Origin of the sequence: Pseudomonas sp. Irchel 3E19 (genome assembly GCF_900187585.1) — a bacterium.
Lineage (GTDB): Bacteria > Pseudomonadota > Gammaproteobacteria > Pseudomonadales > Pseudomonadaceae > Aquipseudomonas > Aquipseudomonas baetica.
On sequence record NZ_FYDT01000001.1, the window covers coordinates 151,151 to 165,053 of the forward strand.

Here is a 13,903-nt window from a genome sequence, read left to right on the forward strand (position 1 = left end):
AATCTTTTTTGCGCGTGATTGGCCTTGCGGTTTTTTTGGGAACTTGTACTTGAGTTCCCGGTCAATTTTTCGCAGTGCCGAAAGGCGCGAGTTATGTAAGTGGGAGGTTTTTTCGTATGACCAATTCTTTGCAACCTGCGTACGCGTTGGTTCCGGGTGCGAACCTGGAAGCCTATGTGCACACCGTGAACAGTATTCCATTGCTGACCCCGGAGCAGGAGCGTGAACTGGCCGAGAGTCTCTACTATGAGCAGGATTTGGGGGCGGCTCGGCAGATGGTGCTCGCCCACCTGCGTTTTGTCGTACACATTGCCCGTAGCTATTCCGGCTACGGTCTGGCTCAGGCTGACCTGATCCAGGAAGGTAACGTCGGCCTGATGAAGGCTGTAAAGCGCTTCAACCCGGAAATGGGTGTGCGTCTGGTGTCGTTCGCCGTGCACTGGATCAAGGCGGAAATTCACGAGTTCATCCTGCGCAACTGGCGCATTGTGAAAGTCGCGACCACCAAGGCCCAGCGCAAGCTGTTCTTCAACCTGCGCAGCCAGAAGAAACGTCTGGCGTGGCTGAACAACGAGGAAGTCCACCGTGTGGCGGAAAGCCTCGGCGTCGAACCGCGGGAAGTGCGCGAGATGGAAAGTCGCCTGACCGGCCATGACATGGCCTTCGACCCGGCTGCGGAAGCGGACGACGACAGCGCTTTCCAGTCGCCGGCCAACTATCTGGAAGACCACCGGTACGACCCGGCGCGTCAACTGGAAGATGCCGACTGGAGCGACAACTCCAACCATAACCTGCATGAAGCACTGGAAGTGCTGGACGAACGCAGCCGTGACATCCTCTACCAGCGTTGGCTGGCAGAAGAAAAAGCCACGCTGCACGACCTGGCGCAGAAGTACAACGTGTCGGCCGAGCGTATTCGTCAGCTCGAGAAGAGCGCGATGAACAAACTCAAGTTGTCGATTGCCGCATAACCGGTATTTCGGCAATAAAAAACGCCCCGATCAGCGATGATCGGGGCGTTTTCATTTGTGCGGACATGCTGGCCCCTGTGGGAGCGAGCCTGCTCGCGAAAGCGGTGTGTCAGTTTGCATTGATGTTTCTGGTACACCGCTTTCGCGAGCAGGCTGGCTCCCACATGGGATTTTCAGGATTTGGAAGATTCGTGACTGGCTATCGAGCCCAAGGTGCCCGGCGTGAATCATTGAGCCCGAGCAGATAACTGGTCCCACCCAACTGACTCATCTGCTGGCGAATCCACCCGGCCCGCCGCGACACATAAGCCGTCGGATGGCTGGCGCTCCAGACCCGAGGATTCGGCAGAACAGCGGCCAGATAACTCGCCTGCTGCCGCGACAACGACTTCGCGCTCACACCAAAGTGATGCCGCGCCGCCGCCTCGGCGCCAAATACCCCGTCATCCCACTCGACGCTGTTCAGGTACACCTCGAGAATCCGCTGCTTGGGCCAGAACACCTCGATCAGCGCGGTAAACCAAGCCTCCAGGCCTTTGCGCAGATAGCTACGACCGGCCCACAGAAACAGGTTCTTCGACACTTGCTGGCTCAGCGTACTGGCGCCGCGAATCGAGCCGCCGAGTTCATTGTGGGCCAGCGCGGCCTGAATGGCGCTGAAATCAAAGCCCCAATGCTCGGGAAACTTCTGATCCTCACCGGCCATGACGGCCACCTTGAGATCATCGGAAATCTCGTCCCAGGGCTTCCAGCTGCGCTGCAGGTCGATCGGCTCGCCGTCGACCCAGGATTCGACCTTGCGCTCGACCATCAGCGCCGTGCCCGGCGGCGGCACGAAGCGAAACACCAGGACCAGCAAAACGCTGCCGCCCGCGAACCAGAGCAGGGCCTTCGTGAGACGACGGAAAATTGAACGCAGCATAGAGATGGCTTGGCCGAACCCGTGGAGCGGGCCATTATACAGACCCTGCCGATCGAGTCTGACTGGAGTTCCACATGCTGCGTGGCTTTCTGATGCTGGCCGCTTTCTTTGGTTTTACCGGGGTTGCATTGGGTGCATTCGCCGCCCATGGCCTGAAAAACCGTCTGACGCCGGAGTATCTGGCGATTTTCCACACGGGCGTCACCTATCAACTGGTGCACACGCTGGCGTTGTTTGGCGTTGCACTGCTGGCTACGCAGATTCAGGGGCGGCTCGTCACATGGGCTGGCGTCTCCTTCACCGTCGGCATCCTGCTGTTCTCCGGCAGTCTCTACGTACTGACCACCACCGGCATCAGCAAGCTAGGCATCATTACCCCGTTCGGTGGCCTGGCCTTCCTGATCGGCTGGCTGTGCCTGGGGCTTGCCGCCTGGCGGCTGAGCTGACCGGGTAGTCCATTTCACGATGAATGGCTTGGGTCGCCCCGTCTGATCGGGCTAGAATGCCAGCCCCTAAAAATGATGGCGGCCTTGCGCATGCGCATTCAGTTGAACGGCGAATCCCTTGAACTGCCCGACGGTGAAACCGTTGCGGCCCTGCTGACCCGTCTGGATCTGACCGGACGCCGGGTAGCAGTCGAACTCAATCTGGATATCGTCCCGCGCAGCCAGCATGCCGACACCACGCTCAACGACGGCGACAACGTCGAAGTGGTACACGCCATCGGCGGCGGCTAATTGCCCGGCCCGCAAGGGCACCGAATTCTGCAAGACCCTCACCCCTAAAGAGGATTCCCCATGAGCATCGTTCGTAGCGACAAGCCTTTTGTGCTGGCCGGTCGTACTTACCAGTCGCGTTTGCTGGTTGGTACCGGCAAGTACCGTGACATGGAAGAAACCCGCCAGGCCATCGAAGCCTCGGGTGCCGAAATCGTCACCTTCGCCGTGCGCCGCACCAACCTGGGCCAGATCGAAGGCGAGCCGAACCTGCTCGACGTACTGTCGCCGGATCGCTACACCTTCCTGCCGAACACCGCCGGTTGCTACGACGCCATCGAAGCCGTGCGCACCTGCCGCCTGGCCCGTGAGCTGCTCGACGGCCACAACCTGGTGAAGCTGGAAGTGCTGGCCGACCAGAAAACCCTGTTCCCCAACGTGATCGAAACCCTCAAGGCCGCTGAAACGCTGGTCAAGGAAGGTTTCGACGTGATGGTCTACACCAGCGATGACCCGATCATCGCCCGTCAACTGGCGGAAATCGGCTGCATCGCGGTGATGCCGCTGGCCGGTCTGATCGGTTCCGGTCTGGGGATCTGCAATCCGTACAACCTGCAGATCATCCTCGAAGAAGCCAAGATCCCGGTGCTGGTCGATGCCGGTGTTGGTACTGCTTCCGACGCCACCATCGCGATGGAGCTGGGTTGCGACGCCGTTCTGATGAACTCGGCCATCGCCCACGCCCAGCAGCCAGTGATGATGGCCCAAGCCATGCAACACGCGATCGTCGCAGGCCGTCTGGCCTACCTCGCCGGCCGCATGCCGAAAAAACTCTATGCCAGCGCCTCTTCGCCGCTGGATGGTCTGATCAAGTAAGAGCCATTGATGACTGAATCGAACGACACGCCTATCCAGACGGAAGAGGGCGACGAGCGCCAACACCGCCGCATCAAGAGTTTCGTGATGCGCGCCGGGCGCATGACCGAAGGCCAGCAACGTGGTCTGGATCAGGGCGCGCCGCTGTACGTGCTGCCGCTGGCCGACGCGCCGGTGGATTACGATCAGGTGTTCGGCCGTTCGGCGCCGCGCTCGCTGGAGATCGGTTTCGGCATGGGCCACTCGCTGCTGGAAATGGCCGCGGCGGCACCGGAGCAGGATTTCATCGGCGTTGAAGTTCACCGTCCGGGTGTCGGCGCGCTGCTCAACGGTGTGCTGACTCAGGGCCTGACCAACCTGCGGGTTTACGATTGCGACGCGATCGAAGTGCTCAACCGCTGCATCGCCGACAACAGCCTCGATCGCCTGATGCTGTTCTTCCCGGATCCGTGGCACAAGAGCCGTCACCACAAGCGTCGCATCGTTCAGGCGTCGTTCGCCGAACTGGTGCGCAGCAAGTTGAAGGTCGGCGGCATTCTGCACATGGCCACCGACTGGGAACCGTATGCCGAATACATGCTGGAAGTGATGAACGTCGCCCCGGGCTACCGCAACCTCGCCGAAGACGGCAAGTGCGTCCCACGCCCGGCCGAACGCCCGATCACCAAGTTCGAACGCCGCGGCGAACGTCTTGGCCATGGCGTGTGGGACCTGAAGTTCGAAAAACTCGCTTAAGCATCACGCAACAAAACCTGTGGGAGCGAGCCTGCTCGCGAAAGCGGATGTTCATTCAACACTGATGTTGACTGACACACCGTATTCGCGAGCAGGCTCGCTCCCACAGTTGTTTTGGGGTGTTTGCGGAATCAGCGGCGGTCGGCGACTACGCCGATCAGCACCAGTACCACCAACAACACCGGTGCCAGACTGTAGTTGTTGAACTGGCTCAACCCCTTGATCACCCACGGTGTGGCGTAGATCAGCGCAGCGCCGCTGCCAATCATGCACAGCAGGGCCATCAGTGGCACGCGCAGGGCGCCGGCGATGCTGCCCAGGCGTTGCTCGACCCAGCCTTTGAAGTCGGCGCCGAACAGCACCAGCAGGCAGCCCACCAGCGCCAGGGCGATTTCCGAGAGGTTGCTGCGGCTCCAGCGGGAGACGGTGGCGAGCAGGTCGAGTATCAAATCCATGCGTTTTCCCTTGGGACAGAAGTTGAGGGTTGGGCTCAGTTCAGAAATTGTTGCAGCAAGTCGTTGAGGAACAGCTGTCCGCGCTCGGTGGCCGCCAGACGTGACGGTTCGACCTGCAACAGGCCGCTTTGTTCTGCCGCTGCCCGGCCTTCGGCGAGGCTTTCCAGCGACAGCCCGGTGCGCTGCGGATACAGGCGCGATTCGACGCCAGCGGTCAGGCGCAAAGCGTTCATCAGGAATTCGAACGGCATTTCATCGTTGGTCAGGGCTTTCTCGCCGGCCTGAAAGCATTTCGCCGGGTTGAGATAGTCCTTCGGCAGGCGCGTCTTCCAGGTGCGCACGATGCGCCCGTCCGGGTGGCTGAGCTTGCCGTGGGCGCCAGCGCCGATGCCGATGAAGTCGCCGAAACTCCAGTAATTGAGGTTATGCCGCGCCGGGCGTCCGGCCTGCGCATAAGCCGACACTTCGTATTGCGCGTAACCGTGCTCGGCCAGCAGCGCCTGCCCGGCCTCTTGAATGTCCCACAGCGTGTCGTCTTCCGGCAGCACCGGCGGCTGGTTCCAGAACACCGTGTTCGGCTCCAGCGTCAGTTGATACCAGGAGATGTGCGTCGGCTTCAGTTCGATGGCCTGGCGCAGATCGCTCAAGGCATCGTCCAGCGACTGATCGGGCAAGCCGTGCATCAAGTCGAGGTTGAAGTTATCGAACCCGGCCTGACGCGCCATGCCGGCGGCGCGCACCGCTTCATCGCCGTTGTGGATGCGGCCGAGCGCTTTGAGCTTCTCCTGCTGGAAACTCTGGATACCGATCGACAGGCGATTGATCCCCAGCTTGCGGTACGCGACGAACTTCTCTTGCTCGAACGTGCCGGGATTGGCTTCCAGAGTGATTTCGATGTCGGCAGCGAACGGAATGCGCTGTTCGACGCCTTCCAGTAAACGCCCAAGGGCTTCGGCGCTGAACAGGCTCGGTGTGCCGCCACCGAAGAAAATCGAGCTGATTTCACGGCCATACACCGCGTGCAGATCCTGATCGAGATCGGCCAGCAACGCGTCGACGTATTCCTGCTCCGGCAGCACCGGGCTGGCGGTGTGCGAGTTGAAGTCGCAATACGGGCATTTGCGCACACACCACGGGATGTGGATGTACAGCGCCAGGGGCGGCAGGGTTGGCAGCGGCGCCCGAGGCGAAGAAGCGGCCCCGCCGATGATCAGCGACGACGCAGAGGGGCTGTCGGTCATTTCAGGCCCAGACGCTGGCGCAGCAGATCCATTGCACGGGCGCGGTGGCTGATCTGGTTCTTGTCGGCCGGGCTCAGTTCAGCGCTGGATACGTCACGTTCCGGCACCCAGAACAGCGGGTCGTAGCCAAAACCGTGTTCGCCGCTGGCGGCGGTCAGGATGCGTCCGTGCCACAGGCCTTCGCAGAGGATCGGCAACGGATCATCGGCGTGACGGACCAGTGCCAGCACGCAGACGAATTGCGCGCCGCGTTCCGCTTCAGGCACGTCTTTGAGGGCGTCGAGCAGTTTGGCGTTGTTCGCTGCATCACCCTTGCCGTCGGCATAGCGCGCCGAGTAGATGCCCGGCGCACCGCCGAGGAAATCCACCGCCAGACCGGAGTCGTCGGCCAGCGCCGGCAGCCCGGAAATGCGTGCGGCGTTACGCGCCTTGAGGATCGCGTTCTCGACGAACGACAGGCCGGTTTCTTCCGGCTCGACCTTGCTCCATTCGCCGATCGAGCGCAGTTGCACCGAGTCGCCGAGCATGGCCTGGAGTTCTTTGAGTTTGCCGGCGTTATGGCTGGCCAGTACGAGTTGCTTGAGGTTCATCATTCGCCGGGAAAGAGTTCTTGGTTGAAATTGATGGTGTTGATCTTGTCACCGTTCTGCACCTTGATTTCAAAGGTGCGGGTTTCCTGCTGCTCCACCGGGTACTGGGCGATGTAGTAGATCGCACCTTGTTCGGTCACCTTGCGGAAATTCAGCGGTACGCTCTGGCTGGTCAGGTCTTTGACCGTGCCGGTAACGTTGGCGACCAATGGCTTGCCGTCCTTGATCACCGAGACATTGATCACGCCTTGGTGTTTGCTGCGGACAAGCTCTGCTGCCTTGGCGATGTCCGGGGTCAGAAACGTGGAATTGAAGGTGTTGTAGTGCACCGTCACGTCGCCGAAGGTTTCCTTGCGTTCGCCCTTGATGACGTCGGCCGCCATGGCGCTGACGCTCAGGCAGGCTGTGAATAACAACAACGCTAAACGACCCATGTTCGTCTCCTCGAAATGTCGTGGCTCAGACAGCGACCCGGTGATCTGCAAGCACCGGGCTGCTGACGCGGTAGATACCAATCTCACCTAACAGATTAGGCCATAGCTTACTGGCCCACCCGTGGCGGTGCTGTTGATCCACAGCAAGCCGATCAATGACCTTCGCATCACGTTCGCGGCAAAGTTCTTCAAAGTCTTCGAAGGTGCAGAAGTGGATGTTCGGCGTGTTGTACCAGGTGTACGGCAGAAACTCGGACACCGGCATGCGGCCCTTGCTCGCCAGGTACCAGCGGCAGCGCCAGTGACCGAAGTTGGGGAAGGTGATGATGCACTGCCGGCCAACGCGCAGCATTTCGTCGAGGATCTTGTCCGGGTAATGCACGGCTTGCAGGGCCTGGGTCATCACCACGATATCGAAACTGTTGCTGGCGAAGTTGCCCAGCCCTTTGTCCAGATCCTGCTCGATGACGTTGACGCCTTTGGCCACGCATTGAGCGATGTTGTCGGCGTCGTTTTCCAGGCCATAGCCGGTGACCTGCTTGTGGTCGCGCAGCCAGGTCAGCAACTCGCCGTCACCGCAACCCAGGTCGAGGACGCGGCTGCCGGCGGGGATCCATTCCTGGATGATTTCCAGATCAGCTCTCATGGCTTTCTCACAACGTGATTCGGTTCATGTAATTGCCGAACGCCTGCAAATAGCGCGGGATCGGAATCAGAAAGGCGTCGTGGCCCTGCGGCGCGTCGATTTCCAGGTAGCTGACGTCTTTGTGCGCCGCCATCAGTGCGTCTACGAGCTCCCGCGAACGGGCCGGGGAGAAGCGCCAGTCGGTGGTGAACGACATCACGCAGAACTTGGCCGTGGCATTCTCGAAGGTTTTCGCCAGGTTATCGTCGAAGTTCGCCGCCGGATCGAAGTAATCCAGCGCCTTGGTCATCAACAGATAGGTGTTGGCGTCGAAGCGTCCGGAGAACTCTTCGCCCTGATAACGCAGATAGCTTTCGACCTGGAACTCGACGCTGTGGAAGTCGTAGTTGAGCTTTTCGCTCTTCAGGCCACGGCCGAATTTCTCGCCCATGGAGTCGTCGGACAGGTAAGTGATGTGCCCGACCATTCGCGCCAGCATCAGGCCGCGCTTGGGGATCACACCGGCTTCCTGAAACGAACCACCGTGGAATTCCGGGTCGGTGAGGATCGCCTGGCGCGCCACTTCGTTGAAGGCGATGTTCTGCGCCGACAGCTTGGGCGCCGAGGCGATGGCCAGGCAGTGACGTACGCGATCCGGATAAGTGATGGTCCATTGCAGGGCCTGCATACCACCGAGGCTACCGCCGATCACCGCTGCCCACTGGCCGATGCCGAGCAGGTCGGCCAGACGCGCCTGGCTGTGTACCCAGTCTTCCACGGTGAGCACCGGGAAGTCGGCACCGAACGGTTTGCCGGTCTCCGGGTTGATGCTGCTCGGGCCGGTGGAGCCGTTGCAGCCGCCCAGATTATTCAGGCTGACCACGAAGAACTTGCTGGTGTCGATTGGCTTGCCGGGGCCGATGCAGCTGTCCCACCAACCGGGCTTGCGGTCGTCGGGGCTGTGATAGCCGGCGGCGTGGTGATGGCCGGACAAGGCGTGGCAGATCAGCACGGCGTTGTTCGCCTGTGCGTTGAGCGTGCCGTAGGTTTCGTAGATCAGGTCATAAGCGGGCAGCGAACGGCCACAGGCCAAGGCCAGAGGTTCGCTGAAGTGCGCCGTTTGCGGCGTCACCAGACCAACAGAATCGGGGGGAAAGGCAGCTGGCATCGACCCTGCTCTCGTTGAAATGAGGCGTAAGTCTAATGACCACGGGGGTTAGCAGCAAGCAACGATCGGGCCTGATGTGTTCGCTTCTGACCGATGTGCAGCCATTCGCGAGCAAGCCCGCTCCCACAGGGGATCGCATTCCAATGTGGGAGCGGGCTTGCTCGCGAATGGGGCGACTCGGTGCTTCAGTTTGGGCGCACCAGGTCAGGCAAATCCGGCAACTTCTTCGGCGAGCAAATCTTCACCCGTTTCTGCCGGTTCAACTCGCCGCTGAGCAAACTGACCTGGCTCTTGGACACCCCAAACGCCTTGGCCAGAAAACCCATCAGATAAGCATTGGCCTTGCCCTCGACCGGCGGCGCGGTCAGGCGAATCTTCAGACGATCACCGTGCAGCCCGCAGAAATCATCGCTACGGGCCGCAGGTTGCAGGTGACACTCCAGAATCAGGTCGTCACCGTCCCAACGAAACCAGCTCACATCAGCAGACGGAGGATTTCCGGCATCATCGTCATCGCCGCGAGGTTATTGATCACCAGCATGTCGATCAGCTTCAGCGCCAGAAACGCGAAGATCGGCGACAGATCCAGCCCGCCGAGGTTTGGCAGGAACTTGCGGAACGGCGCCAGGGCCGGTTCGCAGATCTGGTTGACCAGCTCAGCGCCCGGATTGTGACTGCCCGGTGCGACCCACGAGAGGATCACGCTGATGATCAGGGCGAAGAAGAAGATCTTCAGGAACAGCGCGGTCACGCCGATCAGCGACCAGATAAACAGTTGCAGCGGGTTGCCGGTGGTGCCGTAGGTCAGCAGCAGGGTCAACGCCATCAGCGCCAGTTGCACCAGAATCGCCAGTACCAGCGACGACATATCGAGGCCGAACATGCTCGGGATGATCCGGCGCAGTGGCTTGAGCAGCGGCTGAGTCGCTTTGACAATGAACTGGCAAAGCGGGTTGTAGAAGTTCGCCCGCACCAGTTGCAGGACGAAGCGCAGCAGTACGATCAGCAGGTACAGACTGCCGAGGGTTTGCAGCACGTAAACCGCTGCGGTGTTCAATCCAATCATGTAAGGCTCCTTATTTGCCCAGTTGTTCGGCCATTTCGGCCGAGCGGTGCGCGGCGGCGCCGAGTGCTTTTTCCACCAGGGCTTCGAAACCGCCGGCCTGGAACGATTTGATTGCAGCTTCTGTAGTACCGGCCGGTGAAGTCACGCGACGGCGCAGTTCGGCGGCGTCGACGTCACTGGAAACCGCCATGTGCGCGGCGCCCAGAGCCGTTTGCAGGGTCAGTTGTTCGGCAGTTTCTTTCGGCAGGCCGAGTTTGACGCCAGCAGCGGTCATGGCTTCGATCAGCAGGAAGAAGTACGCAGGGCCGGAACCGGACACGGCGGTCACGGCGTCCAGTTGCTGTTCTTCGTCCAGCCACAGTGCGATGCCGACGGCGGACAGCAGCTCCTCGGCTTGCTGGCGTTGTTCGGCAGTCACTTCGCTCGTGGCGTACAAACCGCTCACGCCCTGACGCAGCAGCGCCGGGGTGTTCGGCATGCAGCGCACGATCGGCTGTTCGCCGAGCCATGCGGTCATGCTCGCACAAGTGATGCCGGCGGCAATCGATACCACCAGTTGATTCGGTTTCAAGCTCGGGCGAATCGCTTCGCACACGGCTTTCATCGCCTGTGGCTTGACCGCCAGCACGACGACGTCGACGCCATCGATAGCCTCGGCGTTATCGGCAAAGGTTTCGATGCCGTGTTCGGCACTGACTTTGGCGCGAGTTTCTTCGCCCGGATCGCTGGCACGGATGTGCGCGGCTTCCAGACCCTTGGCCCGCAGGCCGCCGATCAGGCTGGCGGCCATGTTGCCGGCACCGATAAAGGCAATACGTGTGTTGCTCATGTCAGGTCCTTATCTGGAAAGTTTCAAGATTGGGAATAGTCGCGAGCGCCAAATAGGGCCGTACCGATACGAACCCAGGTGGCGCCTTGGGCAATGGCCGATTCGAGGTCGTGGCTCATGCCCATGGAAAGTGTGTCGAGCGGCAGATTCAGGCTGTCCTGCAAGCGTTGCACAGCCGCAAAAGCGGCGTCCTGTTCGGCGCGATCTTCGGTCGGCTCGGGAATTGCCATCAGCCCGCGCAGTTTCAGGCGCGGCAAGGCGTTGATGGCTTCGGCCAGGGCCGGCAGGTCGGCCGGGGTGCAGCCGGACTTGCTGGCTTCGCCGCTGACGTTGACCTGAATGCAGATATTCAGCGGCGGCAGGTCGGCCGGGCGCTGTTCGGACAGGCGTTGGGCAATTTTCAGGCGATCCACGGAATGCACCCAGTCGAAATGCTCGGCAATGGCGCGAGTCTTGTTCGATTGAATGGGGCCGATGAAGTGCCAGATCAAGGGCAGGTCGGCCAGTTCGAGCTGTTTGCCCAAGGCTTCCTGCAGGTAGTTCTCGCCAAAGTCGCGCAAGCCGGCAGCGTAGGCTTCACGCAAGGCCTCGGTGGGTTTGGTCTTGCTCACGGCCAGCAACTGCACGCTGTTTTCAGTGCGCCCGGCCGCTGCGGTGGCAGCCTGGATGCGCGAACTAACCAGTTGAATGTTGTCTGCTATCGTGGACATCAAGAGGCGCCGGCGGTCTGAAGGTTCGCGGCATTCTACTGGAATTGAGGAGCGCTATGGATATCACTGAATTGCTGGCCTTCAGCGCCAAACAGGGCGCTTCCGACCTGCACCTGTCGGCCGGTCTGCCGCCGATGATCCGCGTCGATGGCGATGTGCGACGGATCAATCTGCCGGCGCTGGATCACAAGCAAGTGCACGAATTGATCTACGACATCATGAACGACACCCAGCGCGTCGACTTCGAGAAACATCTGGAAACCGACTTTTCCTTCGAGGTGCCGGGTGTGGCGCGGTTCCGGGTCAATGCCTTCAACCAGAACCGTGGCGCTGGCGCGGTATTCCGCACCATTCCATCGAAAGTGCTGAGCATGGAAGACCTCGCCATGGGCGACGTCTTTCGCAAGATCACCGACGCCCCACGCGGGCTGGTGCTGGTGACCGGGCCGACCGGTTCCGGAAAGTCGACCACGCTGGCGGCGATGATCGATTACCTCAACACCCATCGCCATCACCACATCCTGACTATCGAAGATCCGATCGAATTCGTTCACGAATCGCGCAAATGCCTGATCAATCAGCGCGAAGTGCACCGCGATACCCGCAGTTTCGCCACGGCGTTGCGTTCAGCGCTGCGGGAAGACCCGGATGTGATTCTGGTCGGCGAGATGCGTGATCTGGAAACCATTCGCCTGGCGCTCACCGCCGCCGAGACCGGGCATTTAGTGTTCGGCACGCTGCACACCACTTCAGCGGCGAAAACCATCGACCGGGTGGTGGACGTATTCCCCGGAGACGAGAAGTCGATGGTGCGTTCGATGCTGTCGGAGTCGTTGCTGGCGGTGGTCTCGCAGACGCTGATCAAGAAGATCGGCGGCGGGCGTGTGGCGGCGCACGAGATCATGCTGGGCACGTCGGCGATCCGTAACCTGATCCGCGAGGACAAGGTGGCGCAGATGTATTCGGCGATTCAGACGGGCGGGTCGCTGGGGATGCAGACACTGGACATGTGCCTGAAGGATCTGGTGACCAAAGGCTTGATCAGCCGCGAGCATGCGCGGGAGAAGGCGCGTACGCCGGATAATTTCTGAGAGAGGCTTGTGTTGCTTTCACTGGCCCCTTCGCGAGCAAGCCCGCTCCCACATTGGATCTGTGTCGTTCACAAATCAAATGTGGGAGCGGGCTTGCTCGCGAAGGGGCCAGTACTGCTTGAACAGATTCTGGATCAGTCAGCTCAGCGTTGAACTACGCGCATCTGCTTGCTGGCAGGCTCTTTCGGCAGCACCCGCTTGGCAACCACGTAATGTTTTTCCCAGTACGGTTTGTTCAACGTATCGATGCTCACCGACTTGCCACGACGCGGTGCGTGGATGAAACGGTCGTTGCCCAGGTAAATGGCAACGTGATTGACCCGACGGCTCTTGATGTTGAAGAAAATCAGATCGCCTGGCTTCAGATCCTTGCGATCGACTTTCTCGCCGTGGCCGCTGGCCATGGCATTGGAGGTGCGTGGCAGGTCAAACGTAGCGTCGTTGAACGCGTATTTCACCAGGCCGCTGCAGTCGAAACCTTTACTTGGGCTGCTGCCGCCCCAACGATAAGGTGTACCGAGCACATTCACCGCGCGGCTAAGGACATTGCTGCTTTCCTTGCTCGCCATCGGTGGTACCAGCTTGCTGTTGCCTTTGCTGCTCAGCGTGGTGACTTTGCTTTGCTTGCTTTTGCTCGATGGGGCAGAAGCATGGGATTTAGGGGTAAAGCCGTTAACGTTGGGAAGACGTTGCTCACGATTGGTGGCGTGGGCGGCCAGTGGCATTAATAGGCAAATAGTTAGCCATGTCTTGAAAAATGGTCGCATTAGGCGTGGCTCTTAAGTGATAGCGCGCAACTTTATAACAGCTTTTTTGTCCTTTCCGAGTCCGTTGGTCGATTGACTCTGGAGGCAACGGAACCAAATAAGCGGCAAATTGACGCGATTGTCTGACAGAAGTCCGGTGCTATAAGGCTTTGACGGAGCTCAGCCTAACATTTGCCATACGTCGGCTACCTGTAAAAAAGTCACAAAGAATTCAAGAATATTTATCTATCGAGTGAAACGAGGTCTTCATGAACAGCTATCAGCTACCCCGTGTGAAGGAAAAAGACACCCATAGCAAACTCATCGGTTACCTGCTGTGGATCTTCGGATTTACCGGCGCTCACCGCTTTTATTACGGCAAGCCAGTGACCGGGACGATCTGGTTTTTCACCTTCGGTTTGCTGGGGATTGGCTGGCTGATCGACTTGTTTCTGATCCCGGCAATGGATCGCGAAGCGGATCTGCGCTTTGCCGACGGGCCGATCGAGTACAACGTGGCGTGGATTCTGCTGACCTTTCTCGGCGCGCTCGGCGTGCACCGGATGTACCAAGGGAAATGGATCAGCGGGCTGATCTACCTGCTGACGGGCGGGTTGTTCTTTATTGGCGTGCTGTATGACTTCTGGACGCTGAATGATCAGGTGTCTGTACGCAACGCCGAAGGCAGAGGCGCCTTCCAGTAAGTCTTCGCGAGCAAGCCCGCTCCC

19 protein-coding genes are annotated in these 13,903 nt (G+C 60.0%); 7 read left to right on the forward strand and 12 right to left on the reverse strand.

Annotation, left to right across the window (positions count from 1 at the left end):
- The first annotated feature begins 116 nt into the window (after positions 1-116).
- Positions 117-971, forward strand: coding sequence for an RNA polymerase sigma factor RpoH (rpoH, locus tag CKW18_RS00715; RefSeq protein ID WP_003229146.1), 855 nt, complete (start codon positions 117-119; stop codon positions 969-971).
- A 199-nt stretch (positions 972-1,170) separates the two neighbouring features.
- Here the strand turns inward: rpoH and mtgA are convergent, their stop codons facing one another.
- Positions 1,171-1,893, reverse strand: coding sequence for a monofunctional biosynthetic peptidoglycan transglycosylase (gene mtgA / locus CKW18_RS00720; RefSeq protein WP_095186983.1), 723 nt, complete (start codon positions 1,891-1,893; stop codon positions 1,171-1,173).
- A 74-nt stretch (positions 1,894-1,967) separates the two neighbouring features.
- Between mtgA and CKW18_RS00725 the strand changes: the two genes are divergently transcribed.
- The 4 genes from CKW18_RS00725 to trmB all read left to right on the forward strand — a co-directional run bounded on the left by CKW18_RS00725 (position 1,968) and on the right by trmB (position 4,220).
- A complete protein-coding gene (locus CKW18_RS00725; RefSeq protein WP_095186984.1) occupies positions 1,968-2,339 on the forward strand; it encodes a DUF423 domain-containing protein in 372 nt (123 codons plus the stop codon).
- A 90-nt stretch (positions 2,340-2,429) separates the two neighbouring features.
- Entirely contained in the window at positions 2,430-2,630 is a 201-nt protein-coding gene (thiS, locus tag CKW18_RS00730) for a sulfur carrier protein ThiS (protein WP_167394879.1), read from the forward strand.
- Between the two features lie 60 nt (positions 2,631-2,690).
- Entirely contained in the window at positions 2,691-3,485 is a 795-nt protein-coding gene (locus tag CKW18_RS00735) for a thiazole synthase (protein WP_047297148.1), read from the forward strand.
- A gap of 9 nt (positions 3,486-3,494) precedes the next feature.
- Positions 3,495-4,220 carry a tRNA (guanosine(46)-N7)-methyltransferase TrmB gene (gene trmB, locus CKW18_RS00740; protein ID WP_007913622.1) on the forward strand — a complete coding sequence of 242 codons (726 nt, stop codon included), beginning with the start codon at positions 3,495-3,497 and terminating at the stop codon, positions 4,218-4,220.
- 131 nt (positions 4,221-4,351) lie between these two features.
- Here the strand turns inward: trmB and CKW18_RS00745 are convergent, their stop codons facing one another.
- The 10 genes from CKW18_RS00745 to CKW18_RS00790 form a co-directional block, all read right to left on the reverse strand.
- Positions 4,352-4,675: a DUF3392 domain-containing protein gene (locus tag CKW18_RS00745; RefSeq protein ID WP_095186985.1), complete on the reverse strand. Its 324-nt coding sequence runs from the start codon at positions 4,673-4,675 to the stop codon at positions 4,352-4,354.
- Positions 4,676-4,710: 35 nt separating this feature from the next.
- On the reverse strand, positions 4,711-5,916 hold the full coding sequence (gene hemW, locus CKW18_RS00750; protein ID WP_095186986.1) for a radical SAM family heme chaperone HemW: 1,206 nt from the start codon (positions 5,914-5,916) through the stop codon (positions 4,711-4,713).
- Positions 5,913-6,509 (reverse strand): RdgB/HAM1 family non-canonical purine NTP pyrophosphatase, encoded by a 597-nt coding sequence (rdgB, locus tag CKW18_RS00755; protein WP_095186987.1) that lies wholly within the window; start codon positions 6,507-6,509, stop codon positions 5,913-5,915. The genes hemW and rdgB overlap by 4 nt, the downstream gene beginning before the upstream one ends.
- A complete protein-coding gene (locus CKW18_RS00760) occupies positions 6,506-6,940 on the reverse strand; it encodes a DUF4426 domain-containing protein (protein WP_095186988.1) in 435 nt (144 codons plus the stop codon). The genes rdgB and CKW18_RS00760 overlap by 4 nt, the downstream gene beginning before the upstream one ends.
- 25 nt (positions 6,941-6,965) lie before the next feature.
- Positions 6,966-7,586, reverse strand: a complete 621-nt coding sequence (gene metW, locus CKW18_RS00765; protein ID WP_095186989.1) for a methionine biosynthesis protein MetW — start codon at positions 7,584-7,586, stop codon at positions 6,966-6,968.
- A 7-nt stretch (positions 7,587-7,593) separates the two neighbouring features.
- The gene (locus CKW18_RS00770) at positions 7,594-8,733 is read right to left on the reverse strand and encodes a homoserine O-acetyltransferase (protein ID WP_095186990.1); all 1,140 of its coding nucleotides are present in this window, start codon (positions 8,731-8,733) and stop codon (positions 7,594-7,596) included.
- A gap of 185 nt (positions 8,734-8,918) precedes the next feature.
- Positions 8,919-9,212, reverse strand: a complete 294-nt coding sequence (locus CKW18_RS00775) for a DUF167 domain-containing protein (protein ID WP_095186991.1) — start codon at positions 9,210-9,212, stop codon at positions 8,919-8,921.
- Positions 9,209-9,799, reverse strand: coding sequence for a YggT family protein (locus CKW18_RS00780; RefSeq protein ID WP_095186992.1), 591 nt, complete (start codon positions 9,797-9,799; stop codon positions 9,209-9,211). The genes CKW18_RS00775 and CKW18_RS00780 overlap by 4 nt, the downstream gene beginning before the upstream one ends.
- 10 nt (positions 9,800-9,809) lie before the next feature.
- Positions 9,810-10,628 (reverse strand): pyrroline-5-carboxylate reductase, encoded by an 819-nt coding sequence (gene proC / locus CKW18_RS00785; RefSeq protein WP_095186993.1) that lies wholly within the window; start codon positions 10,626-10,628, stop codon positions 9,810-9,812.
- 23 nt (positions 10,629-10,651) lie between these two features.
- Positions 10,652-11,338 (reverse strand): YggS family pyridoxal phosphate-dependent enzyme, encoded by a 687-nt coding sequence (locus tag CKW18_RS00790; protein WP_095186994.1) that lies wholly within the window; start codon positions 11,336-11,338, stop codon positions 10,652-10,654.
- A gap of 56 nt (positions 11,339-11,394) precedes the next feature.
- Between CKW18_RS00790 and CKW18_RS00795 the strand changes: the two genes are divergently transcribed.
- Entirely contained in the window at positions 11,395-12,429 is a 1,035-nt protein-coding gene (locus CKW18_RS00795; RefSeq protein WP_007953348.1) for a type IV pilus twitching motility protein PilT, read from the forward strand.
- Between the two features lie 143 nt (positions 12,430-12,572).
- Here CKW18_RS00795 and CKW18_RS00800 read toward each other — a convergent pair whose 3' ends face one another.
- A complete protein-coding gene (locus CKW18_RS00800; protein ID WP_095186995.1) occupies positions 12,573-13,196 on the reverse strand; it encodes a C40 family peptidase in 624 nt (207 codons plus the stop codon).
- A gap of 248 nt (positions 13,197-13,444) precedes the next feature.
- Here CKW18_RS00800 and CKW18_RS00805 point away from each other — a divergent pair, with 248 nt between their 5' ends.
- A complete protein-coding gene (locus CKW18_RS00805; protein WP_095186996.1) occupies positions 13,445-13,879 on the forward strand; it encodes a TM2 domain-containing protein in 435 nt (144 codons plus the stop codon).
- Positions 13,880-13,903 lie beyond the last annotated feature (24 nt).

Coding starts and splice junctions, on each gene's coding strand:
- proC (WP_095186993.1), bottom strand. CDS start 10,628: ATGAGCAACACACGTATTGCCTTTATCGGTGCCGGCAACATGGCCGCC.
- CKW18_RS00805 (WP_095186996.1), top strand. CDS start 13,445: ATGAACAGCTATCAGCTACCCCGTGTGAAGGAAAAAGACACCCATAGC.
- CKW18_RS00770 (WP_095186990.1), bottom strand. CDS start 8,733: ATGCCAGCTGCCTTTCCCCCCGATTCTGTTGGTCTGGTGACGCCGCAA.
- mtgA (WP_095186983.1), bottom strand. CDS start 1,893: ATGCTGCGTTCAATTTTCCGTCGTCTCACGAAGGCCCTGCTCTGGTTC.
- rdgB (WP_095186987.1), bottom strand. CDS start 6,509: ATGATGAACCTCAAGCAACTCGTACTGGCCAGCCATAACGCCGGCAAA.
- CKW18_RS00760 (WP_095186988.1), bottom strand. CDS start 6,940: ATGGGTCGTTTAGCGTTGTTGTTATTCACAGCCTGCCTGAGCGTCAGC.
- CKW18_RS00795 (WP_007953348.1), top strand. CDS start 11,395: ATGGATATCACTGAATTGCTGGCCTTCAGCGCCAAACAGGGCGCTTCC.
- CKW18_RS00745 (WP_095186985.1), bottom strand. CDS start 4,675: ATGGATTTGATACTCGACCTGCTCGCCACCGTCTCCCGCTGGAGCCGC.
- thiS (WP_167394879.1), top strand. CDS start 2,430: ATGCGCATTCAGTTGAACGGCGAATCCCTTGAACTGCCCGACGGTGAA.
- metW (WP_095186989.1), bottom strand. CDS start 7,586: ATGAGAGCTGATCTGGAAATCATCCAGGAATGGATCCCCGCCGGCAGC.
- hemW (WP_095186986.1), bottom strand. CDS start 5,916: ATGACCGACAGCCCCTCTGCGTCGTCGCTGATCATCGGCGGGGCCGCT.
- CKW18_RS00800 (WP_095186995.1), bottom strand. CDS start 13,196: ATGCGACCATTTTTCAAGACATGGCTAACTATTTGCCTATTAATGCCA.
- trmB (WP_007913622.1), top strand. CDS start 3,495: ATGACTGAATCGAACGACACGCCTATCCAGACGGAAGAGGGCGACGAG.
- CKW18_RS00780 (WP_095186992.1), bottom strand. CDS start 9,799: ATGATTGGATTGAACACCGCAGCGGTTTACGTGCTGCAAACCCTCGGC.
- CKW18_RS00725 (WP_095186984.1), top strand. CDS start 1,968: ATGCTGCGTGGCTTTCTGATGCTGGCCGCTTTCTTTGGTTTTACCGGG.
- CKW18_RS00790 (WP_095186994.1), bottom strand. CDS start 11,338: ATGTCCACGATAGCAGACAACATTCAACTGGTTAGTTCGCGCATCCAG.
- CKW18_RS00735 (WP_047297148.1), top strand. CDS start 2,691: ATGAGCATCGTTCGTAGCGACAAGCCTTTTGTGCTGGCCGGTCGTACT.
- rpoH (WP_003229146.1), top strand. CDS start 117: ATGACCAATTCTTTGCAACCTGCGTACGCGTTGGTTCCGGGTGCGAAC.